This is a genomic window from Mycolicibacterium aichiense, from assembly GCF_010726245.1.
Lineage (GTDB): Bacteria > Actinomycetota > Actinomycetes > Mycobacteriales > Mycobacteriaceae > Mycobacterium > Mycobacterium aichiense.
In genome coordinates, this window is sequence record NZ_AP022561.1 from 5,319,178 (window position 1) to 5,341,468 (window position 22,291).

The 22,291-nt window shown below is 64.1% G+C and carries 24 protein-coding genes; 16 read left to right on the top strand and 8 right to left on the bottom strand.

Annotated elements, in window-relative coordinates; all coding sequences use genetic code 11:
- Positions 1 to 11 precede the first annotated feature (11 nt).
- Positions 12 to 386, top strand: a complete 375-nt coding sequence (locus G6N32_RS25670; protein ID WP_115318325.1) for a DUF2834 domain-containing protein — start codon at positions 12 to 14, stop codon at positions 384 to 386.
- 7 nt (positions 387 to 393) lie between these two features.
- On the opposite strand, the gene G6N32_RS25675 is transcribed toward G6N32_RS25670, so the two are convergent.
- Positions 394 to 1,260 carry an SMP-30/gluconolactonase/LRE family protein gene (locus G6N32_RS25675; RefSeq protein WP_163789459.1) on the bottom strand — a complete coding sequence of 289 codons (867 nt, stop codon included), beginning with the start codon at positions 1,258 to 1,260 and terminating at the stop codon, positions 394 to 396.
- A gap of 145 nt (positions 1,261 to 1,405) precedes the next feature.
- Between G6N32_RS25675 and G6N32_RS25680 the strand changes: the two genes are divergently transcribed.
- The 3 genes from G6N32_RS25680 (at position 1,406) to G6N32_RS25690 (ending at position 4,175) form a co-directional block, all read left to right on the top strand.
- Positions 1,406 to 2,269 carry a DUF4344 domain-containing metallopeptidase gene (locus tag G6N32_RS25680; RefSeq protein WP_115318323.1) on the top strand — a complete coding sequence of 288 codons (864 nt, stop codon included), beginning with the start codon at positions 1,406 to 1,408 and terminating at the stop codon, positions 2,267 to 2,269.
- 125 nt (positions 2,270 to 2,394) lie between these two features.
- Complete coding sequence (locus tag G6N32_RS25685; RefSeq protein ID WP_115318322.1) at positions 2,395 to 3,495, top strand: ferritin-like domain-containing protein; 1,101 nt, start codon at positions 2,395 to 2,397, stop codon at positions 3,493 to 3,495.
- A 236-nt stretch (positions 3,496 to 3,731) separates the two neighbouring features.
- Positions 3,732 to 4,175 (top strand): hypothetical protein, encoded by a 444-nt coding sequence (locus G6N32_RS25690; protein WP_147291979.1) that lies wholly within the window; start codon positions 3,732 to 3,734, stop codon positions 4,173 to 4,175.
- 7 nt (positions 4,176 to 4,182) lie between these two features.
- Here the strand turns inward: G6N32_RS25690 and G6N32_RS25695 are convergent, their stop codons facing one another.
- A complete protein-coding gene (locus tag G6N32_RS25695) occupies positions 4,183 to 5,007 on the bottom strand; it encodes a glycoside hydrolase family 16 protein (protein ID WP_232077831.1) in 825 nt (274 codons plus the stop codon).
- Between the two features lie 443 nt (positions 5,008 to 5,450).
- Here G6N32_RS25695 and G6N32_RS25700 point away from each other — a divergent pair, with 443 nt between their 5' ends.
- From G6N32_RS25700 to G6N32_RS25740, 9 genes are all read left to right on the top strand, one after another.
- On the top strand, positions 5,451 to 6,917 hold the full coding sequence (locus G6N32_RS25700) for a hypothetical protein (RefSeq protein ID WP_115318319.1): 1,467 nt from the start codon (positions 5,451 to 5,453) through the stop codon (positions 6,915 to 6,917).
- 277 nt (positions 6,918 to 7,194) lie between these two features.
- On the top strand, positions 7,195 to 8,829 hold the full coding sequence (locus G6N32_RS25705; protein ID WP_115318318.1) for an ABC transporter substrate-binding protein: 1,635 nt from the start codon (positions 7,195 to 7,197) through the stop codon (positions 8,827 to 8,829).
- Entirely contained in the window at positions 8,829 to 9,812 is a 984-nt protein-coding gene (locus G6N32_RS25710) for an ABC transporter permease (protein WP_115318317.1), read from the top strand. Before G6N32_RS25705 ends, G6N32_RS25710 begins: the two co-directional genes overlap by 1 nt.
- A 3-nt stretch (positions 9,813 to 9,815) precedes the next feature.
- The gene (locus tag G6N32_RS25715; RefSeq protein ID WP_115318316.1) at positions 9,816 to 10,778 is read left to right on the top strand and encodes an ABC transporter permease; all 963 of its coding nucleotides are present in this window, start codon (positions 9,816 to 9,818) and stop codon (positions 10,776 to 10,778) included.
- Positions 10,775 to 11,764 carry an ABC transporter ATP-binding protein gene (locus tag G6N32_RS25720; RefSeq protein ID WP_115318315.1) on the top strand — a complete coding sequence of 330 codons (990 nt, stop codon included), beginning with the start codon at positions 10,775 to 10,777 and terminating at the stop codon, positions 11,762 to 11,764. Before G6N32_RS25715 ends, G6N32_RS25720 begins: the two co-directional genes overlap by 4 nt.
- On the top strand, positions 11,761 to 12,744 hold the full coding sequence (locus G6N32_RS25725; protein ID WP_115318314.1) for an ABC transporter ATP-binding protein: 984 nt from the start codon (positions 11,761 to 11,763) through the stop codon (positions 12,742 to 12,744). The genes G6N32_RS25720 and G6N32_RS25725 overlap by 4 nt, the downstream gene beginning before the upstream one ends.
- 77 nt (positions 12,745 to 12,821) lie before the next feature.
- Positions 12,822 to 13,079 carry a hypothetical protein gene (locus G6N32_RS25730; RefSeq protein WP_115318313.1) on the top strand — a complete coding sequence of 86 codons (258 nt, stop codon included), beginning with the start codon at positions 12,822 to 12,824 and terminating at the stop codon, positions 13,077 to 13,079.
- Between the two features lie 9 nt (positions 13,080 to 13,088).
- Positions 13,089 to 14,825 (top strand): ubiquinone-dependent pyruvate dehydrogenase, encoded by a 1,737-nt coding sequence (poxB, locus tag G6N32_RS25735; protein ID WP_115318312.1) that lies wholly within the window; start codon positions 13,089 to 13,091, stop codon positions 14,823 to 14,825.
- Positions 14,826 to 14,945: 120 nt separating this feature from the next.
- Positions 14,946 to 15,959, top strand: coding sequence for an alcohol dehydrogenase catalytic domain-containing protein (locus G6N32_RS25740; protein ID WP_115318311.1), 1,014 nt, complete (start codon positions 14,946 to 14,948; stop codon positions 15,957 to 15,959).
- On the opposite strand, the gene G6N32_RS25745 is transcribed toward G6N32_RS25740, so the two are convergent.
- From G6N32_RS25745 to G6N32_RS25755, 3 genes are all read right to left on the bottom strand, one after another.
- Positions 15,960 to 16,367: an Rv0313 family protein gene (locus G6N32_RS25745; protein ID WP_115318310.1), complete on the bottom strand. Its 408-nt coding sequence runs from the start codon at positions 16,365 to 16,367 to the stop codon at positions 15,960 to 15,962. It lies immediately after the preceding gene.
- Positions 16,368 to 16,442: 75 nt separating this feature from the next.
- Positions 16,443 to 17,486 carry an NAD(P)H-dependent amine dehydrogenase family protein gene (locus tag G6N32_RS25750; RefSeq protein WP_115318309.1) on the bottom strand — a complete coding sequence of 348 codons (1,044 nt, stop codon included), beginning with the start codon at positions 17,484 to 17,486 and terminating at the stop codon, positions 16,443 to 16,445.
- Between the two features lie 3 nt (positions 17,487 to 17,489).
- Positions 17,490 to 18,725, bottom strand: a complete 1,236-nt coding sequence (locus tag G6N32_RS25755) for a hypothetical protein (RefSeq protein ID WP_115318308.1) — start codon at positions 18,723 to 18,725, stop codon at positions 17,490 to 17,492.
- 41 nt (positions 18,726 to 18,766) lie between these two features.
- Between G6N32_RS25755 and G6N32_RS25760 the strand changes: the two genes are divergently transcribed.
- Both G6N32_RS25760 and G6N32_RS28515 read left to right on the top strand, forming a co-directional pair.
- Entirely contained in the window at positions 18,767 to 19,360 is a 594-nt protein-coding gene (locus G6N32_RS25760) for a TetR/AcrR family transcriptional regulator (protein ID WP_115318307.1), read from the top strand.
- A gap of 243 nt (positions 19,361 to 19,603) precedes the next feature.
- Entirely contained in the window at positions 19,604 to 19,747 is a 144-nt protein-coding gene (locus G6N32_RS28515) for a hypothetical protein (protein ID WP_165760778.1), read from the top strand.
- A gap of 13 nt (positions 19,748 to 19,760) precedes the next feature.
- Here G6N32_RS28515 and G6N32_RS25765 read toward each other — a convergent pair whose 3' ends face one another.
- The 3 genes from G6N32_RS25765 to G6N32_RS25775 all read right to left on the bottom strand — a co-directional run bounded on the left by G6N32_RS25765 (position 19,761) and on the right by G6N32_RS25775 (position 21,692).
- Complete coding sequence (locus tag G6N32_RS25765; RefSeq protein ID WP_163789461.1) at positions 19,761 to 19,916, bottom strand: hypothetical protein; 156 nt, start codon at positions 19,914 to 19,916, stop codon at positions 19,761 to 19,763.
- A 340-nt stretch (positions 19,917 to 20,256) separates the two neighbouring features.
- Positions 20,257 to 20,868: an NAD(P)H:quinone oxidoreductase gene (wrbA, locus tag G6N32_RS25770; protein WP_115318305.1), complete on the bottom strand. Its 612-nt coding sequence runs from the start codon at positions 20,866 to 20,868 to the stop codon at positions 20,257 to 20,259.
- Entirely contained in the window at positions 20,865 to 21,692 is an 828-nt protein-coding gene (locus G6N32_RS25775; protein ID WP_115318304.1) for a hypothetical protein, read from the bottom strand. Before G6N32_RS25775 ends, wrbA begins: the two co-directional genes overlap by 4 nt.
- A gap of 53 nt (positions 21,693 to 21,745) precedes the next feature.
- Between G6N32_RS25775 and G6N32_RS25780 the strand changes: the two genes are divergently transcribed.
- On the top strand, positions 21,746 to 22,228 hold the full coding sequence (locus tag G6N32_RS25780) for a nuclear transport factor 2 family protein (protein WP_115318303.1): 483 nt from the start codon (positions 21,746 to 21,748) through the stop codon (positions 22,226 to 22,228).
- Positions 22,229 to 22,291 lie beyond the last annotated feature (63 nt).

The window sequence follows — 22,291 nt, forward strand, 5'->3', positions numbered from 1 at the left end:
ATAATTCGTCGATGACGACGTTTTCGCGCCTGTCGCGATCAGACAAGCTGCTCTGCGGCATCTACCTCGTCCTCGCAATCGCCGCGCTGGTGTTCGCATTCGGGAACACCGTTGCCTACATGCTCAGCGACGGCAACGGCGGCCTGCCCGGCTTCTTCGCGGCCGGGTACGTCAACTACGCGACCTCGTCGCTGACCAACGACCTGTTGATCGTCGCGCTGGCGGCAACCGTGCTGATGATCGCTGAGGGCCGCCGACTCGGAGTCCGCTATGTGTGGGCCTATGTCGCGGCCGGCTTCGTGATCGCCATCAGCGTCTCGTTCCCGCTGTTTCTGATCGCCAGGCAGCTCAAACTGTCTGAGCGAAACAGTCTGGCAGCCAATTGAACTCGGCTTAATCGGTGAGCTGCTGCTCGTCGAACCGTGCCTCGGGCAACCCTTGAGCGCCGACGTCGACGAGAAACACCGCGCCGGCGAGTGGTTCCGTCTCGGCCACGTCAGGCAGAGCCGATGTGATGGCCAGCGTGCGCAAATCGCTGCCCACGAACATGCAGCTGGTCGGGCGCGACACCGGCAGCTCCACTTCACGATCGATCCGGCCGTCCGGGGTATACCGAACGACCCTGCCCCCATCCCATTTCGCCGACCAGACACACCCGTCCGCATCGACGGTGAGGCCGTCCGGGTCAGACGGTTTGACGTCCGTCGCGAAGATTCGCCCGTTGTGGATCTCAGCGGCCGTCGCGTCGTAGTCGAAGACCTGAATGGTTTGGGTAGGCGAATCCGCGTAATACATCAGCTTGCCGTCCGGCGACCAGCCGAGGCCGTTCGAAACAGTGACGCCGTCGAGCTGCGCCTGCGGTCGCCCGTCCCGAAGGCGATAGAGGTGCGCGACGGGCTCGGTCTCGGCGTCGTGCATCGTGCCGAACCAGAGAAGTCCGTTGCGGTCGGTTTTTCCGTCGTTGGACCGCACACTCGAGGTGTCCCAACCACCGGTCCACTTCGACTCCCATCCGCCGCCGGTGTAGCAGTAGAGGCCGTCACGACAGCCGGCCAGAAGGAGCCCGGACCGGGTTTTCACGACGAAGCCCACTTCGCCGGGCGTGGAGATCGTGGTGACGTCACTGCCGTCCAGGCGCACCCAGTGGACCGAACATCCGGTGCTGTCCACCCAGTAGAAAGTGCCGTCCTCGGCGTCCCACCAGGGTCCTTCACCGAGGTCGTCGCGATGGTCTGACAGGACGTCTAGCGTCGGCGGCACGTGGTCTCCCTGCTGGCGGTTGATGCCCGCCCATGTTCCCAGTTCCTCGGCAATGTTTCTTGGCGGGAGTTGATCTAACACCCCCACGACCGAGGCAAATCTGCGAACGTGTCAATAACGGGTCGTAGCCACGGAGGTCGGAGAAATGAGCGCTCGGATTCTGCCGGTATTGGCAGTGGGGTTGCTGCTGGCCGGCTGCGGCGGCGGCAGCAGCGAGGAGAAGGCCGAATCCTCGGGTGGCTCGGCGGTGTCGGACACCCCGAAAGCCAAGGGCCCCGAGGACACTGCGTCGTCGGACGCCGGCGGCAAGATGATCGTCACCTACGACGATGCCACCAGTCCGGAAGCGCAGAACGGCAAGAAACTGTTGCAGGACAACACGGTTCTCGAAGACCTTGCCGATGACATCAATCAATCACTGAAGCTGCCTCGGGACATTCCCCTGCACGGCTCGCAGTGCGACCAGGCGAACGCCTTCTGGAGCCCGAGTCAGAAGACCATCACCATCTGCTACGAGGACGCCGACCTCGGCGAGAAGATCTTCACCAAGGCCGGTGACAAGGACCCCGTCGCCTCGGCCATCGGTTCGGAGGATGCGACGTTCTATCACGAGACCGGCCACATGGCGATCACCCTTTACGACCTGCCGATCACCGGCAAGGAAGAGGACGCCGCCGACCAGCTGGCCGCCTACATCTTGCTGACCCCCGGCGACAACGGGAAAGCCGATGCGGAGTCGCTCAAGGCGATCACGAACTTCGCGCGCGCATTCCAAGCCTCCGCGGCCGCACGCACCGAACTCGGCGCGGCGGATATGGCCGACGTCCACTCACTGGACCAACAGCGTGTCTACAACCTGCAGTGCTGGATCTACGGGTCCAACCCCGACGCCAATACCGACATGATCACCGACGGCGGACTCCCCCAAGAACGTGCGCAGGGCTGCGCGGACGAGTGGAAACAGCTCAGCCACGCCTGGTCGACACTGCTCGACGAGCACTGGAAGTAGCGACCGCGAATTAAGTAGTCGTCTACTTCAATTTCGCTGATCAGGCGACGTCGCTTGACGGGGCCGCCGAACCGGGCGCACTGTGTGATTCAAGTCATAAGACCGGGGCGAAAGGCAGACAACTCGTGACCACTAAAGACAAGTACACCCAGGTGCCCGACCCCTACTCGTGGGAGGTCCCCAGCGCCGGCGACGCCCGCTTCACCTGGGAATACGACGAGGGACGGGCCCGACTTCTGTCGCTGTATCAGAAGGGCAAGGACAAGCAGTGGGATGCGCAGTCGCGCATCGACTGGAGCCTGGACGTCGACCCGATGAACCCGGTCGGGATGCCCGACGAGTTCCATCCGCTGTTCGGCAGCCCGGCGTGGGAGTCAGCGGACGAGAAGCGCCGCGCCGAGATGCGCCAGCACAACCAGGCCTGGAACTTCTCGCAGTTCCTGCACGGGGAGCAGGGCGCGATGGTGTGTGCGGCCAAGATCGTCGAGGTCGTCCCCGACTTGGACGCCAAGTTCTACGCCGCTACCCAAACCATGGACGAGGCCCGGCACGTCGAAGCCTTCTCACGGTTCCTGCAGGAGAAGATCGGCTTGGTCTACCCGATCAACTCCAACCTCTCGGCTCTGCTGGCAGACACCCTCAGCGACTCGCGTTGGGACATGCCGTACCTGGGCATGCAGGTCCTCATCGAAGGCCTGGCACTCGCAGCGTTCGGGGTGCAGCGCGATCTGGCGCCAGAGGGCTCGCTGGCCAAGCAGTTGCTCGCCTATGTCATGCAGGACGAAGCCCGGCACGTCGCCTTCGGCCGAATCTCGCTGAAGGACTACTACTCCGAGCTGACAACGGCCGAGCGCGACGACCGTGAGGAATTCGTCGTGGATGCCTGCTACCTGATGCGCGACCGGTTCCGCGGCGAGGAGGTCATGGAGCGGCTGGGTCTCGACGTCAAGGAGTGCGCCGAGTGGGTCGACCATTCGCCGCTGATGATCCAGTTCCGCTCGCACCTCTTCAGCCGCATCGTGCCGATTGTCAAGGACATCGGGTTGTGGGGCGACAAGGTGCAAAAAGCCTTCCGGGACATGGGCGTTCATGAGATGGCCGACCTCAACATCGAGGCGCTGATGAAAGCCGACGAGGACCAGGCCGAGTCACTCGACAAGGCGCACGCCGAAATGGCGGCCCGTGCCACCGAAGTCGACGAGGTGATCGCGGCCGGCATGAGCTAGGCCACCTACCAAAGGGGGCAGCAATGCCCGCCCTTCGCAAGCCCGCTTCACGGGCGCTGGTGCTGGGCGCGTCGGTGGTGATCCTCGCCGCGAGCAGTGGATGCGAGCGGTTTGTTACCGGGCGGGAGTCAAAGGCACACGCCCCCAACGCATCCGTGTCGGCACCGATAGCATCCGGATGCGCGTACAGCGGTTACCCCCTGCTGACCCTGAGAACGCGGTTGGATGAGCCATCGATGGCCGTTCCGAGGCCGCCGGGTTGGACGCCTGCACGATTCGGCGACCCGGGAGCTCCCATCCGACTCGCGATGATCGACAAGGAACATCGCGACACCATCGCACAATCCTCGCCGGTAGCCCTCGCCGCTCTGGATGACTTCACCGGCAAGGCCCGCACCGCGGAAGAAGCTCTTGACTACGAACTCCGACTACTCGAAACGGAATTCGTGTCGAGGTCGCCCGGAATCCTATGCGGGCACCCGAGCGTCACGGTGTCGTATAACCGCCGCAAGGATCGGCCCGGTCTGGTCACGTTACGGGCTGTCGCAGGCGAATTCGGCAACCGGATGTACGTTGCGAGCGTGTCGACAATGTCTAGTCAGCCCTACAACGAGACCTACCTCGCCGACAAGAAGGCCATCCTCGACGGATTCGCCGTGGTGTTCGCCGGCAAGTACTAGGAGGGTGTCACCAGACCCGCACGTAGTCGACGAGCATGTCGGCGGGGTAGGTACCGGACCGCGGATCGCCACCGCCCGAGCCGCTGACGGCCAGGTTCAGCACCGGGAACATGCGGTAGTCGGGGAAGTTGAACGGCCAGTCGTCGATGGAATTGGCCGGAACCGTGAAGTATGGCTCGGCGCCGTCGACGTAGTCCCTCCAGAAGTACATCCCGGAGTCGTTCCACGTGACTCGCCAGGTGTGCCAGTTCCCGTCGATCGGCGTCGGCTGGGTGGCGAAGGAAGTACCGTCCAGGCGGGCATGAACGGTTGTCCCCGAGGGCCATTCACCGTTGCCGTACCACTCCGCGAGGTCCACTTCACCACCGACTTCGGGGTGGTCGTTCATCAGCCACCAGGCCGGCCAGCAGCCCGCGGTCAAGCAGTTGAACTTGATCCGGGCTTCCCAGGTGGTCCCGATTCCGCCCCACCAGTTCCCCATGACTTTGCCGCTGACGTACTTGTTGTTGTCGCGGGTAGCCCGGATCACCAGGTTGGAGTTACCGTCCAGGAAGACGTGCTGCCGATCGTCGCGGTACTGGCCCATGTTCTCGGGCCGATCCCAGAACACCGGATTCTTGATGGTTTCGCGCGCCTTGGCGATACGCCACTTGGAGGGATCGGGGGCCGATCCGGCCGGTCCGTCGAACTCGTCATGGAAGAGATACGCAGGAGCCGTGGCATTCGGCGCCGGTGCTTGCGGGCGGGTGGGCGTAGCACCTGCCGCCGGCATCGGCAGCGCGGCGGCGACCGCGCCGAACCCTGCCATGAGCATCAGGCTACGACGATCAATTTCTGGCACGGCTAAACCATAGATTGGAATCCTGGCCGGCCGCGTAACCGGGGCCATCTCTTGTACTCCGTCTCGCCGAACTCGCGGTGAACGGCCGATTGAGCTGCATAAACGACACGGCCAACAACCATCGACACGCTCTTCGGTGTCGGGGTCCAACCCAGCGCGAGCGCGTGTCGCCACGCCGACGACATCCTTACGGCGCCGCTAATTTCCGACCGTTGATTTCGACAAGACGGCCGCCGCGCCGGGCCGGCCGCGCAAACATACGATGACCTCGGATTCTGCTCCGACGGCCCGCTCGCGGCGCCTTTCCGTGTGGCGGCCGGGTAACCCTGGTGTTGAACAAGGGCAAGCATCCGGAACCGCGCCGTTTACCGTTTGGGGTGGCCCTGACCTGCCCGCTCCTCTACGATGCCCTAGAGCTAACGAAGGGTCAGCAAATGGGGTCAAACAAATACGTCGGGTACGTTGGCGGACTCGCGGTTGCGGTCGGGGTGGGTGCGGCTGTTGCCGCAGCAAGCCAAGGCGTAGCAAGCGCTGATACCGGCAAATCGGACTCATCATCGAGCGCGTCAGATTCGGCCAAGCCCAACGCCGGACCGAAGAAGTCCGCGACCGGCACCACCAAGCGCACCAAGGCGGTCTCGAAGCCCGCCGACAAGGTCAGCAGCGCAGCCGCTTCCGACTCCGCAGTCACCTCGAAGGCGACGAGCGCGAAGACCACGGCCGCCGCGTTCGAGGCCGCCCAGGTCGCGAAGCTCGAAGGCCTGTTCAAAGGCACCGGGCATGCCGCGCCACGACCGGCCGCAGCCACCGTGACCACTGAAACGACCACGGCGGATGCAGCCGTCACGCCGACCGCCGCCGCAACGCCGACCGCCGCCGCAACGCCGACCGCCGCCTCAATCGCCACGGCGTTCTGGAACCCGTTCCGGTGGATGCCGCCCGAGCCGGCACCGCAGGACATGCCCGGCCCCATCTGGACCCTTGAGCAGTCCTTCATGGCCGTGTTCCCCAACCCCGTAAAGGCAGTCGCGCGTGAAGGATTCGAGCTCGGTTACCGCCTGACCCAGATGATCCCGTGGGTCAACATCATCGTCCCGGTCACCAATATCATCACTGAACTGCCCGACGCCCTCGCCGGCGACAAGGCTGCCGCGCAGCGCGTCATCAACAACCTGATCGTCACGATCCACCCGATCGCGGTGTTGTACTACGGCTACAACGAGATCGCCGACGTGCTCAACCTGGAAGCGCCTGCCCTGCAGTTGCAGTCCTGGTTCATCGGCTCGCTGTGGAACCTGTTCGACCCGTTCGCCTTGCTGCACGTCCGCGGCGAGTCCGGGTTGCCGCTGTCGACCACGACCCCACCGCCGGACCAGGTGACCCCGGAGGCAACCGCCACGCTCGCCGCCGCGGTGACGCCGTCGGCCGCTGACATCACTGTGCCGGACATTCAGCTCCCGGACGTGATCAACCCGTTCCCGGCCGATGACCCGAAGCCCTACGGGATGCCGGACGCGGTATACGGCGCCGAAAAGGCTTTGGTGGCAGCGTTTCCCGTCGAGGCACGGCCCGTCGTGCGTGAGCTCTATGAAGCCAGCTGGCGCGTCTCACAGATGGTGCCCGGCCTGAGCGCCGTGGTGCCGATCGCCAACCTGCTGCCCGCGCTCTACCAAGCCGCCCTCGGCCACCGGGACGCAGCACAGAGCGCGATCAACGATGTGCTGCTGGCGACTACGGCGCTGTCGATCCTGTACTACGGCTACGACCAGTTGGCCGACGTGCTCAACGTCGAAGCTGCGGCGCAGGAGCTCAAGGTGCAGATCTACGCCGCGGTGTGGGACGAGGCCGACCCCAACGGTTACCTCCACGTGCCCGGTCACTCCGGATTACAGACCGTCTGACTGAGCCGGGTTGTGCGGGATCCGCAAATCGCTAGCGCGGCTTGACAACTAGCGACGACACCCGCTCTCACTTCGGTTTGCTCCATGCCGTGCCCGACACCGGGCACGGCATGGAGTCGTTTCAGCAACCATCGGACTGGTAACGCGAGCGTTTCGTCCCCTGCTCGTCGCGTTTTTCTCCAGATGCGGTCGCGCCGTTCTGCCCCCAAGATCTAAGAGTTACGGCAGAGTCACCTATCACTCGACTCTGTCCGGTTGCTGTGATCAAGGGAGCGATATGAAGCTACGGAACGTCATCGCCATCGGAAGTGTGGCGGCAGTGGCTGTATTCGGCGTCGCGGCCTGTGGCGGCAAGGGCGGCGGCGGCAGTCAAGGCGGAGACATCAACGTCTCGATGACCTCGTTCCCGGATTATGTGGACCCACAGCTCTCGTACACGCTGGAGGGGTGGGAAGTGTTGTGGAACGTCTACACCCCACTCTTGACGTACAAGCACCAAAAGGGCGATGCGGGAACAGATATCGTCCCCGGCCTGGCCAAGGACATGCCGCAGATCTCGCCGGACGGCAAGACCTACAAGCTGACGCTTCGGCCGAACATGAAGTACTCCGACGGCACCCCCATCAAGGCTTCTGACTTCACCTACGCCGTCAAGCGTCTGTTCAAGGCGAACTCCGGCGGCTCGGTATTCTACGAAGGCATCGTCGGCGCAAAGGATTTCGCCGACGGTAAAGCCGATACGATCAGTGGTATCACCGCCGATGACAACAGCGGCGACATCACCATCCAACTGGACAAGCCCAACGGAACGTTCAACAGCGTCCTGGCCTTGATGTTCGCCGCACCGGTACCGCCGACGACCACGCTCGACAAGGACGTCACCAACAACCCGCCGCCTGCCAGCGGCCCGTTCGTCATCACCAAGGTCGACGCGCCGAATACTCTTACGATGGAACGCAATCCGCAGTTCAAGACCGTGAAGGACGCCGGCGCCAGCGAGGTCGCCGATGCGCAGGTCGACAAGATCACCGTCACCCAGAACAAGAACAACTCCTCACAGGTCACCGGCGTCGAACAGAATCAAATCGACTTCATGACCGACCCGCCCGACGCCGACCGGCTACCCGAGGTCAAAGCCAAGTACAGCAGCCGATTCCGGCTCGAGAACTCGATCAATACGTACTACTTCTGGATGAACACCCAGAAGGCACCGTTCAACGACCTCAAGGTCCGCCAGGCCATCAACTACGCCATCGACCCTGAGGCCCTCAACCGGGTGTTCGGCGGCCGGCTCCACCCGACCCAGCAGATCCTCCCGCCCGGCATGCCCGGATACGAGGAGTACAAGCTGTATCCCGGCCCCGATCTCGATAAGGCCAAACAGCTTCTGGCCGAGGCGAATCCGACCGACAAGGACATCACCGTCTGGACCGATGACGAACCGGACCGCAAGCGGATCGGCGAGTACTATCACGATCTGCTGACCCAGTTGGGATTCAACGCCCAACTCAAGGTGATCGCCGGCGACGTGTACTTCACGACGATCGGCAACACCTCGACACCCGATCTCGACACCGGGTTCGCCGACTGGTTCCAGGACTTCCCTCATCCCGACGACTTCTTCCGTCCACTGCTCAACGGTGCCAACATCCTGCCGACGAACAGCAACAACTTCTCCCAGGCCAACTTGCCGCAGCTCGACGCCAAGCAGAACGAGTTGCTGACTCAGCAGCTCTCCGGCGACGTGAAGAAGCAGTACGCCGCATTGGACAAGGCGTACATGGAGCAGGCGGTGTGGGCCCCGTACGGAAACGAGGAATACACCACGTTCGTTTCCGAGCGCATGGACTTCGACAAGTCCTATCACCATCTGCTGTTCAATCAGGACTACACGTCGTTCGCGCTCAAGTAATGGCGACTCCGACCGCTGTCCGAGGGCGCAGCCCTTGGCACCTGGCCTGGATTCGGCTGCGGCGCAATAGGGTCTCGCTTGCCTTCGGCGTGCTGTTCTTGCTCATCGTGGTGTTCTGTCTTGCAGCACCACTGTGGGCCGACCATGTCGCCCACACCGGGCCGAACCAGAACCACATAACCGACAAGATCATGATCGACGGGCAACAGACCAACATCGTCGCGACTGACGGGACCCCGTTGGGACCCGGACTTCGCGGTCATTACCTGCTCGGCGCCGACCAGAATGGCCGGGACGTCATGGTCCGCCTGATGTACGGCGGCCGGACGTCGATCTACGTGGGCGTCGCCGCCGCGGTGATCACCACGCTGCTGGCCGTCGTCGTCGGCATGTTGGCCGGTTATTACCGAGGCTGGATCGACTCGATCCTGTCGCGAATTCTCGACGTCGTATGGGCCTTCCCGGTCCTGCTGCTCGGCATCGCCCTGGGCACAACGCTGGCTCTTGGCGGCCTCAGTGTCGGGGGGCTGCAAATCGCCGGAGACTCGTTGTGGATTCCCATCCTGATCATCGGGTGCGTCTACGTGCCGTACATGGCCAGGCCGATTCGCGGCGAGATCCTGGCCCTGCGTGAAAAGGAGTTCGTGGAAGCCGCTGTCGCCCAGGGCAAAGGACCAGTCCGCATCATGGTCTCCGAGCTCCTGCCCAATATCGTGTCGACGATCATCGTGTTCTTCACCCTCAACATCGCCAACAACATGCTGCTGGAGTCAGCCCTGTCATTTCTCGGCGCCGGTGTGCGGCCGCCGAACGCCTCGTGGGGCACGATGATCGCTGACGGTTACCAAACCATCTACACCGCGCCGCATCTGACGATCGTTCCCGGGCTGATGATCGTGTTGACCGTGCTGTCTCTCAACGTGTTCGGCGATGGATTGCGCGACGCGCTGGACCCGCGCGCCAAGATCCGCTTGGAGCACTAGCCCATGGCCCGGTTCATCGCGCGTCGGCTGATCGGCATGATCGCCGTACTGTTCGCCATCTCGGTGATCGTGTTCTTGATCTTCAACGTCATCCCCAACTCCGACCCGGCCGCCCGGATTGCCGGCAAGAACGCCAACCCCGCCCTCATCGCCCGGGTGAGCGCCGATCTGGGCCTCGATCAGCCCTTGCCGGTGCAATACCTGACGATGATGAAACAGATCTTCACCGGCGAACTCACCTCCTATGCCAGCAATCAAAATGTGGCGCAGCAGATTTGGGACGGGCTGCCGGTGACGTTGTCGCTCACCATCGGCGCCGCCGTGTTGTGGATGGCACTTGCGGTGTGGTTCGGTTACCTCAGCGCGGTCCGTGCCGGTGGGTTCACCGACCGGGCGTTGACGATTCTGTCGCTGGTCGGCATCTCGATGCCGGTGTTCTGGTTGGCAGCAATACTGTTGTACTACTTCAGCTTCAAGGTCCAGCTGTTCCCGACCGGTAGCTACGTTCCCCTGACGGAAGACCCGCTGAATTGGCTGTACCACCTGATCTTGCCGTGGATCACCCTGGCGGTCCTCTACGTTGGCTTCTACAGTCGCGTCCTGCGCTCCAACATGCTCGACGTGATGAACGAGGACTACGTGCGCACCGCCCGCGCGAAAGGAATCAGTGAACGGCAGGTGCGCATGCGGCATGTGCTGCGTAACTCGATGATCCCGATCGTCACACTGTTCGGCCTCGACTTCGGCGCGGTCGTCGGCGGCGGGGCCATCCTGACCGAAACTGTCTTCAACCTCAACGGCGTCGGCCTCTACGCCGGCCAGGCGATCGGCAAGCTGGACCTGCCACCGCTGATGGCCATCACGATGTTCGGTGCTTTCTTCATCGTGCTCTTCAACACGATCGTGGACATTCTCTATGCGGTTCTCGATCCACGAATCCGCCTGGGAGAGGCGGCCCCCGCATGAACCCCATCCTGACCGTCACCGACCTGAGGGTCAGCTTCGCCACCGAGGACGGCGTGGTGCACGCGGTCGACGGGGTGTCGTTCGAGGTCCACCCCGGCGAGGTCGTCGCCGTCGTCGGCGAGTCGGGCAGCGGAAAGAGTGTGACCGCGCAGACCTTGATCGGGCTCACCCGGGCACCCAACGCGAAAATAGGCGGGTCGGTGATGTTCGACGGCCGAGAGCTCACCGAGTTGTCCGACCGCGAATTGCGCACCGTCCGTGGCGAACACATCGCGATGATCTTCCAGGATCCGATGACGTCCCTCAATCCGGTGTACCGGGTAGGGGACCAGATCGCCGAGATGATCCGCGCTCACCGCGACATCTCCAGATCCGAAGCTCTTTCTCGAGCAGTCGACCTGCTGCGCTCGGTGGGTATCCCGAACCCGGAACGCAGGGTGCGGGACTACCCCCACGAGTTCTCCGGCGGCATGCGCCAGCGGGTGATGATCGCCATGGCGCTGGCGTTGGAACCCGAAGTGTTGGTCGCCGACGAGCCCACCACTGCTCTCGACGTCACCATCCAGGCCCAAATCCTGCGCCTGCTCGAATCGTTGAACCGTGACCGCAACCTGTCGGTCGTACTCATCACCCACGATCTCGGCGTGGTTGCCGAGCTGGCCGACCGTGTGGTGGTCATGTATGCCGGGCAGATCGTCGAAGACGCGCCACTGGAGGAGCTCTTCTACAACCCGCAGCATCCCTACACCTGGGGACTGCTGGGGTCGATCGCCCGCCTGGATGAGGACCGACCGCACCGACTCACCCAAATCGTTGGGTCACCGCCGTCGCTGCTGAATCCACCAACCGGATGCCGGTTCGCTCCACGGTGCAAGTTCGCCTTCGACAAGTGCACGCAACCACCGACTCTGGAGGCACGCGTCACGGAGTCAGTGCACCTGGATCGGTGTTGGTTGACTCCAGCCGAGAAAGCGGCGAATCGATGAAGGGCGATCCTCTGCTCGAGGTCACCGATCTCGTCAAGCATTTCCCGATCAAGTCCGGCGTCGTCGTCGACCGGGAGGTGGCGCGGGTACGGGCAGTCGACGGGGTCAGTTTCACTCTCCACGAGGGCGAAACACTCGGCCTGGTCGGCGAATCCGGCTGCGGCAAGTCAACTCTGTGCCGAGCCATTCTTCAGCTGGTGACGCCGACGTCGGGATCGGTCCGCTTCGAGGGCCAGGAGCTGGTCGGTCGGTCACGTCGCGATCTGCGGCCGCTGCGCCGCGAGATGCAGATGGTCTTCCAGGATCCGTTCGCCTCGTTGAACCCGCGCAAGCGGGTGGGGCAGATCATCGGCGATCCCCTCGCCTTGCACGGTCTGGCCAGTGGCGCCCAGTTGAAGCGACAAGTGCATGAACTGCTCGACCGGGTGGGGCTGCAGGCCGAACACTTCAACCGGTACCCGCACGAGTTCTCCGGCGGCCAGCGTCAGCGCATCGGCATCGCCCGCGCGTTGGCCTTGCGACCCAAGTTGATCATCGCCGACGAGCCGGTCTCGGCGCTCGACGTCTCGGTCCAGGCTCAGATCGTCAACCTGCTCGAGGAGTTGCAGGACGAGTTCGGCCTGTCCTACCTGTTCGTCGCCCACGACCTCGGTGTGGTCCGCCACGTCTCGGATCGAGTGGCGGTGATGTATCTGGGCAAGATCGTCGAGCACGCGAACGCCGACGGGCTGTACGGACATCCCCTGCACCCCTACAGCAACGCGCTGCTGTCGGCGGTGCCGATACCGGACCCTCGCAGGAACGCCGCCCGTGAACGCATCACCCTCGAAGGCGACGTCCCGAGTCCCATCGACCCGCCACCGGCGTGCCGGTTCCACACCCGCTGTGCCTCCGCCACCGACATCTGCCGCGCCGAAGAGCCACTTCTCGCCGAGTTGGAGCCCGCACACTTCGCGGCGTGCCATCATCCCCGGTTGTGATCGATCGGCGCTCACACGTTTCGACCGGCCGCCAGGTGGGGATATTAAGCCAGCACAACTCGACACTAGGGGCGATCATGAACGACCAGGACGGCGGCACGGGCGAAGTTCTCCGCACGTTGGGCCTGATGCTGAATCTGTCGGCAATCGTGGCATTTGCGCTGTTCCTGAGCACGCTGGGTCCGGGTGCCCCGGGTCCGTCAGCGCTGGCCGCGGCGATCGCCGTCGTCGCTTTCCTGGCCAGCCTCGCCTGCTTCGCCATCGACCGCCGCCGCACCGAGGACGAGTCCTTCGGGCAGGCTGCTCGCCCGGTGACTGTCGCCGCCGAGGCCTAGACTTCTGCTGTGCCGACCGTCGCCCAGCACCTCATCGCAGCGCTGAAATCCAGTGGCATCAACCGCGTCTACGGCCTACCGGGCGACAGCCTCAACGGCTTCACCGACGCGATCCGACGATCCGAGGGCATGTCGTGGGAGCACGTCCGCCACGAGGAGACGGCCGCGTTCGCCGCGACCGCCGACGCCGCGCTGACCGGTCAGCTGGCGGTATGCGCCGGTAGCTGCGGACCCGGCAACACCCATCTCATCAACGGCCTCTATGACGCTCAGCGCACCCGGGTGCCGGTGCTGGCGATCGCGGCGCACATCCCGCTCAGCGAGGTCGGAACCGGCTACTTCCAGGAGACGCATCCCCAGGAGCTGTTCCGGGAATGCAGCGTCTACTGCGAGTTGGTCAGCACTCCGGAAATGGCCCCACGCCTGGTCGAGATCGCGATGCGCACCGCGGTCGAGGAAAACGGTGTCGCGGTCTTGGTGATACCCGGCGAGGTGTTCCTGGCCAAGCTTCCCGACCGTGAGTGGAACACCAAGCCGGTGCGACCGACCCGCTCGGTGCTGCGTCCCGACGACGAGTCCCTGCGCCGCGCGGCGGACATCCTCAACGCCGGCTCGCGCGTGACCATTCTCGGTGGCGCCGGAACCGCGGGCGCGCACACCGAGCTGCTCCGGCTTGCCGAGACGCTGAATTCGCCTATCGTGCATGCGTTCCGCGGCAAAGAGCACATCGAGTACGACAACCCGTTCGACGTCGGGATGACCGGCCTGCTCGGTTTCGCATCTGGATACAAAGCCATCAAGGAAGCCGACGTGCTGCTGATGCTGGGCACCGACTTCCCGTACTCGCAGTTCTATCCCGACAACGCTCAAGTCATCCAGGTCGACATCCGCGGCAGCCATCTCGGCAGGCGTACGCCGGTGGATCTCGGCTTGGTCGGTTCGGTGAAGGACACCATCGACGCGCTGCTGCCGCTGCTGTCCCGCAAGGCCGACCGGGCGCACCTGGACCGGTCGCTCAACCACTATCAGCGCACCCGCAAGTCATTGGACTCGCTGGCCGTCAACGACCGCGACAAGACTCCTATTCGTCCGGAATACGTTGCGGGCGTGGTCAATCAGCTCGCACACGACGACACCGTCTTCACCTTCGACGTCGGTTCACCCACCATCTGGGCGGCGCGGTACCTGACCATGAATGGCCGGCGACGGCTCACCGGATCCTTCACCCACGGCACGATGGCGTGCGCGCTGCCGCATGCGATCGGCGCTCAGACCGCATTCCCGGGACGTCAGGTGATCGCCCTCGCCGGTGACGGCGGGTTGGCCATGGGGTTCGGCGAGCTGCTCACCCTGGTGCAGAACAACCTGCCGGTGAAGGTGATCGTCTTCAACAACTCGTCGTTGAACTTCGTCGAGCTGGAGATGAAAGCCGCTGGGGTGGTGAACTTCGGCACGGAGCTGAAGAACCCCGATTTCGGGGCTGTCGCCCAGGCGATCGGAATGTTCGGCCGCCGAGTCGAGCAGCCTGCCGACTTGGAGCAGGCCGTCGCCGACGCACTGGCCCATGACGGCCCGGCGCTCATCGATGTCGTGACGGCGCGGCAGGAAATGTCCATTCCGCCAGCCATTTCCGCCGAGCAGGCCAAGGGTTTCACGCTGTACGCGATCCGCACCATCCTGGCCGGTCGCGCCGACGAGCTGCTCGATCTGGTGAGCACCAACGTCGCGCGGCGCATCCTCGACTAGTTGGTCCGTTCGGCCCGCAACCGTTCTCAAAAGAGAGCCGGCGGGGCAGAATCAGGATTGCCACCGCTATGCTGGGTCAGGTCCAGTAAACTCAGCAGTGCCACGACTCGAGGGAGTGCCATGGCCACGCATCGCGCCGTCCACGTGAAATCAGCCAATGCCCCGCTGGAGCTGACGGAGGTGCAGACCACCTCACCCCCGCCGGACCATGTGCGCATCGCGGTCAACGCCTGCGGAGTGTGCGGTACCGACCACGCCTTCGTCACCGGGGCGTTCCCGAACCTCACCTGGCCCATCACGCCCGGCCACGAGATCGCCGGCACGATCGCCGAACTCGGCTCGGGTGTCGACGGTTTCGCGGTCGGCGACCGGGTGGCGGTGGGCTGGTTCGGCGGCAACTGCAACGCCTGTCTGCCCTGTCGCAAGGGCCAGTTCATGCAGTGCGTGAATCTGGAGATCCCGAGCTGGAACTATCCGGGCGGCTATGCCGAGTCGGTCATCGTGCCCCGCACCGCGCTCGCACGCATCCCTGACGGTCTGTCGTTCGCCGAAGCCGCCCCGATGGGGTGCGCCGGGGTGACGACCTACAACGCGCTGCGCACCACCCGCGCGGTGGCCGGCGACCGGGTCGCCGTCCTGGGCATCGGCGGGCTCGGCCATCTTGGCGTGCAGTGGGCCCGCGCCATGGGGTTCGAGACGATCGCAATCGCGCGCGGGGCAGGAAAGGCCGACGACGCCAAAGAATTGGGTGCCCACCACTACATCGACTCCACGGCCAGTGACGTCGGCGAGGCACTGCAGAAACTGGGCGGCGCGCAGGTGGTGCTAGCCACCGCGGCCAACTCCGCAGCCATGGCGGCCACGGTCCCGGGGCTGGCACCGCAGGGCGAGCTGGTGATCGTCGGGGCCACATTCGATCCGCTGCCCATCGCTCCGGGCGATCTGATCTTCGGTAACTTCAGCGTGGTGGGCCATCCGTCGGGCACCTCCGCCGACGTCGAAGACACCCTGCACTTCGCGCTGCAATCCGGGGTCCGGGCCCGCATTGAGGAGCGGCCCCTGGCCGAGGCCGCCGAAGCGTACGCAGCGATGGACGAAGGCCGTGCGCGCTACCGCATGGTCCTGACGATGTAGCTACTCGGACTCGCCCTCGGCGTTGTTGTCCTCGGTGTGCTCGGACGCGTCGAGGACGCTGACGTCGATCCCGTAGGGCAGGAACCGGACGTTCCGGGTGGGGTCGGTGTTGTGCTTGTTCGCGCGCAGCGCGTCGAGTTCGTCGCGGTAGACCTGTTCGACGCGGGCCTTACCGTCGGAATCGGTGGTGTAGATCGCCCACACCCCGTCACCGGCTTCTCCCGCTGTCTCAGGCTCCGAACGAGGCCGAGAGCGCCGGGTGAACTCGTCGAACAGCCCGCCGAACGCAGCCCCCTGCCCTGAGCTGGTCAAGAACTGCCCGAAGGCGTCGCGAAGGCCCTCACTGGCTTGGCGCACCACGCGATCGATGTCGTCGGGATCGAACCCGAACGGTCCGTTGTTATCCATGACTGCCAGTGTGCGCGCAGTTTGCGGCCCCGTCGACAAGTTGAACTTCGCGCACGGCGAAACCGCCTCTCCGATTCAGCGAGCGCCTCGGTAAAGACTCAACGGCAGGTCTGCCATCGTGACGAATCCCGCCGGGGCGTCGCACACAGCACCGACAGCGTTGACCGCCTGCATCGCGGTGGCCACGCTGGCTGACCGAACATGCTCTTCTAGTGGAACGTCGCGACGAAAACTGGCCAGTGTCATCAGGTGTGCCTGCATCGACGGGGTTCCTTCGATGGTGACGGTCCACCCGTGCCGGGGCGCCGGCCAATGCTTCGGCTGCGGTTCGCCGACTGTCCACAGCGTTTCCACCTCGATGACCGGAACTCCCTTGCGCAGGCCGGTCCATTGCCAGTGCTGACCGGCGACGGTGCCGGCGCGCAGGGTCCGCCCGCATACATCGCGGTCAGCACTGGCCGGAATCACTTCCAGTTCGGTGGTGACTTCGTCGACACCCAGATTCAGCGCATCACCGAGCAGCCAAACTTGTTCCCGGAAAAGATGACTGGTGAAACGAAGCCCGTCGGTGTGGGCGTCCACCTCGTTGATCGGACTGCCGAACTTCATCTGGTCGAACGTGATCTCGGTGCTGTCGTACACCGACCAGTCGGCCCGTTCCTGCACTGTGACGTGCTCGACGGTCCGCGACATACCGGCCAGCGCCAACGGAATCACCACACCGAGGTTGCCGGGGTTCAATCCGGTGCCGTGCAGCGAACTTCCGCCTTCTGCGCAGGCCCGCTGTAGCCGTTCGCGATCGGCGGGTGCCATCCGCGCAGGGTGGAACGCAAAGGCGGTGGTGATCAGATTGGCACCGGATGCCAGGATCGCGACCGCGTCGTCCACCGATGGGTGTCGCGGCGCGTACAGAACAGCATCTGCCGCGGCGGTGTCGACATCGACCTCCGCGGTGACGCCGACCGGGTTCCGCCCGGCCAAGACGCCGGCGTCAGTTCCGGCCTTGGCCTCCGAATAGACCTTGACGCCAACCAATTCCAGTTCGGGATGGTCCAGGATGCCGCGGATGGCTTCGACCCCCACCGCCCCGGTGCCCCATTGCACCACGCGGTAGGTCATCGGCTACACCACCGTCAGCGGCAGGGAGAGACGCTCTTCGAACTCGAAGGTGACGCCCTTGCTGAATTTGGTGACCTCCACCTCGGGTGAATCCTTGGCGGCGGTCTCGGTCTTCTCGAACTCGGCGGTCCAGTCGTCATCGGTGCCGGCGATGCGCACGGCGAGGTACGGGTCGACCGCAGTGGCGATGGCCTGCAGCGGTCCCGGAGATGCCGGCGAGCACAGCGACACCCACGACCCGTCGTCATGCGACGGTGAGGGGTGCACGTGCAGCCGGCCACCCTCGATCTCGGCGACGACATAGCCGGCCGGGTTGAACAGCGGATGCAGTTCGATGACCTTGGCCAGACCATCAAAGTCGTTGGGCAGCTTGAGAGCTCGCATGATGCGCTCAGCAGCCACACCGGCGATCCCGACGAGCTGCTTGGTGCAGATGTCGGTGGCCAGGTCGGTGTTGTCACCCGCGCGGGCGCGCACCGCGATGCCGAAGGACAGGTTCAGCAGGTGCATCTGCAGCACGACTTCGTCGGCGATGCGCACCAGTGCGGAGTGCGAGAACGCCCCGAAGTCGACGTCGGAGACCAAAGCACCCGAATAGTCGGCTTGGCCTTCGTCATTCGGATCGATGGGGCCGAGTTCCCAGTTGGCGGCCTTGGTCTTGGCCACGATGTCCAGCGCGGGGATGCCGGTCACCTCGGGATAGGACTCGTCGATGATGACAGTCCACGCGCAGTGCGGTGTGCGGTCGGCGGGCGTGCGCGGCGGCCGGTGGATCGGACGCACCTGCGCCTTGGCGTTGGTGGCGACGGCGGTGGCGTCGAAGGTGGGGTCCTCGATGTCATGGCACATGCCCTTGACGTAGTCCGGGCCCATCGGTTCGACGTCGAGCAGCGCGCCGCAGTGGTCGAGGTGGAACTCACCGTGCCAGCGGTCGTGGACGGTATAGCGGAAGTCCATGAACTGCGGCGGGGCACCGATGTCGAGTTGCAGGCCCTTGAAGATCGTGAAGATGTCGACGCCCTCGTATTTCAGGGCCTTCTGCATGCGCTTGGTGTAGATGGGGCTGGCACCGGCCCATTCCTCGATGGCGATCTGCAGCATCTCGGGCCGGCCGAACGACTGAATGCACCACGCCATGCCGGAGCGGTCGATCATCTGGCCGACCAACAGCAGTTCGGGGACCAGGGTGGCAAGTTCGGCCCGGGACAACTGGGCATAGCGGCTGAGGGGCTGGCTCATACCGCGAAACATAGTCGGCTCAATGTTATAAAGTCAACGATGTGAAAGCGCTGGGCACTCCCCCGACGCGGCAGACCCAGTCGCCGCGCAAGCGGGGCGACGACACCCGGGCGCTGATCATCGACGAGACCGTGCGCTGTGTGGTCGAAGAGGGTTTCCAGGCCGCTACCGCCAAGCACGTCGCCGAGCGCGCCGGGGTCACCTGGGGAGTCATTCAGTACCACTTCGGCGACCGCAACGGATTGCTGATGGCCGTCGTCGACGAGGGTGTGGCCGCCCTGCTCAAGAGCCTCGGCGAGGCCGACGTCGCCGATCTGGGACTACGGGAGCGCATCGAGGTCGTCGTCGACACCGCATTCCGCTGCTACAGCAGCCCGACGTCGTTGGCGGCTTTCGAGATCCTGCGGGCCACCCGCGGCACTCACGGCGACAGCGCCAAACGCCACCTGTTGGAGATCAATACCGCGATCAACCAACTGGGCCGGCTGATCTCCGACGATCCCGGCGTGGCCGAAGTGATCTGGTCGTCACTGCGCGGCATGGTGCTGGTCGAGATGATCGTGAACTCACACCTGGAGTGGCAACGCGAGCGTCAGCTCTTGGTGGACATGGTCACTCGGTATCTGCAGGACTGAGCGAGCGCTACAGCGAACGCCGTCACCCATCGACGTACGGGTGTGCGCCGTCACATGACGCAGACCACACCTGGCCACGATCACGTGCTCCTGTCGCGAATCTCACAGGGACAAAGTTGATTTACCTGAAATTAACAAGGAGCATCGAGGTGTTCCTTCAGACAGGCGATCCCTGATTGATGGACGTCTACAGCAAAAAATCAAATCCCCTGCTGACCCAGGGGACATCAAGGAGTTGAGAAAATGTCGTCGATTGCGCAGTTCCGCAAAGACATGAAGCGGGCCATGACGCGTCGCCGTCTGTACGCACGTATCAGTGCTATGCCGCCATCAACGGTCCGCGAAGAACTCGTGGCCATCGCGCAGCGCTACGAAAACGAACTCTGACGCGTCGCCGCCCTCAGACAGCTGACACCGGAAGCGCGATCGTAAAGCCCAGATCCTTGAGCACGCCGATCTCGTAGCTACTGAGGGTTCTGAGGCTCTTCCCGTCATCGGTAGCCGAATTCATCAGCTGCAGAGCATTTTTGGCGGTCGGATCGGTGTTGTCGAACACCGTGTCATTGAGGTGCGACGGTGAGCCGTCGTAGAGCGGTACGACACCGCCGTAGGCTGCTCGGGCGTTGGGCCCACCGAAGAAAACCCGCCAGTGCCGCCGGTCAGGTTCGGGGTGAAGCCAGCATCGAATGCGTAACTGCTGCCGTCGATTACAGGCGTTCCGTTCGCATCGGTGATGAATCGGTCACAGGTGGTCCAGACATCACGATCGCCCATGCATCCACCCGCCGGTGGGTTAGTCAGTATTGAGCACCCGCAGAGCTTCTCTGAGCTATTCCGGATGGCTCACGGCGTGAGCGCGTCCAGCGTCAGCGAAGCCCGCCGGCGCGCGCGAAGACTCATCCGGGGTCGGCGGGTCCGAGCCGTCCGGCGATGGTGACCACCCGTCGTGCCAAGTGCTGCAATGCCGCGGTGGTCTCCTCGGCGATCGGATTCTGATTGTCCGGGCCGGTGATGTGGCTGACGCCGTAGGGGTTGCCGTCAGCGAATTTCAGCGGATCGGTGTATCCGGGCGGTACGAGGATGCCGCCGAAATGCATGAGCGTGATGTAGAGGGCAAGCAGCGTGGTTTCCTGTCCGCCGTGGGCGGTCTGGGACGACGTGAACGCGGAGTAGACCTTGTCGGCGAGTTTGCCTTGTGCCCACAGGCCTCCCAGCGAGTCGATGAAGGTGCGGAATTGTGATGCGGGAGAGCCGAATCGGGTGGGTGTGCCGAAGATGACCGCGTCGGCCCAGACGATGTCGTCGCCGGTGGCGGCCGGCAGGTCTTTGGTGGCTTCGTAGTTGGCGGTCCACGCCGGGTTCTGGGCGAATGACTCCGGATCGCGGGTCTCGGCGATGTGCCGAAGGCGCACTTCTGCGCCCGCCTCTTCGGCGGCTGCGACAACCGTCTTAGCCATGGCGGTGCCGTGACCGGTGGCCGAGTAGTAGATGACCGCGAGCTTCGTCATGTCGTTTCCTCTTTCTCTTCCGGGAATAGTTTTCGCATGAGCACTCCTGCGAGGATGCCGACCACGATCAGTGCGATACCCACTGCTGCGGCAAGCGCACCGCTGACCCAGCCCGCGATTCCGATGCCGATCACGAAACCCGGCAGCCAGTCCAGAAGCTTGCCGAATGACGGCGGCACTTCAGCAGATTCGCCACTGGCGGCCAAGTACTTCGCTCGTGCGTAGTCGGGGTAGAACTCGGTGATCGCGACGGCGATCAGTGTGATGGCGAGTTGGATGATCCAACCGGTCCAGAAGTTGTCGCCGTCGTGCAACACCGCGTCACCGAACGTGCCGACCGCAGTGTTGATGACGAAGGCGCCCGCCCACACCGCGCTCAGTGTGTAGTTGACCCGGATGAACAGTGGGCTGTCCCAGTGTTCGGGGTCGACGGTGTCGCGAGCGTAGGCAATGGTGAACGGCTTGCGGATCGCTAGGGTGGCCAACGCGTAGGCGGCTAGTAGTCCGTTGGTGATTTCGCCGGCCCACAGCTCGAGCCAGTTGACGAGCGCTGGCGAGCCGAAGATGCCCAAGGCAACGAACCCGGCGAAGACCACGGCGCCGAACACTTCGAGGGAATGCACCTTGATCCCGCGACGGCTGCCGGCCCACATGACGATGAGGGTCAGTGCCAGCGCGGCGGCCGCGGCCTGGCCGAGGCGGCCCGGGCCGGACATGATGGCCATGACGATCCAGGGCGCGATGCCAGAGAACGGCGACCGCAGGAAGCCGTCGATGAAGTTGGTTCGCGGGACGGCGGCGTCGGGCTTGTCCGCATCAGCCATGGGCACATTGTCACCGGGACAACGGCCCCCGGCGACAGATTCGGTGTGCTGCAATGACCGGCATGGCTGATGCGGAAGCAATCGAAGCGATCAAACAGGTCAAGTACCGCTATCTGCGGGCGCTGGACACCAAGCATTGGGACGATTTCGCCGACACCCTGACTGAGGACATCGTCGGTGACTACGGCTCGTCACTCGGTGAGGAGCACAGCTTCACCAACCGCAAGGACCTGGTGGAGTTCATGCGCAAGTCGATGCCGGCCGGCGTGCTGACCGAGCACCGCGTCACCCATCCGGAAATCAGCGTGGACGGCGACGAGGCCGAGGCCATCTGGTACCTGCAGGACCGGGTGATCGTGCCGGAGTTCAATTTCGTGCTGGAGGGAGCGGCGTTCTACCGCGACCGCTACCGCAAGACGCCCGATGGCTGGAAGATCAGCAAGACCGGATACGACCGGACCTACGAGTTCACGATGTCGACCGAGGCGCTGAACTTCAAAGCGACGCCGGGCAAGGCGATCAACCCTTCGCCGTAGTTGCGTCGAGCGTGGGGGTTGTCGGCGACGATCGGCGTCGATGTCACCGACAACCCCCACGCT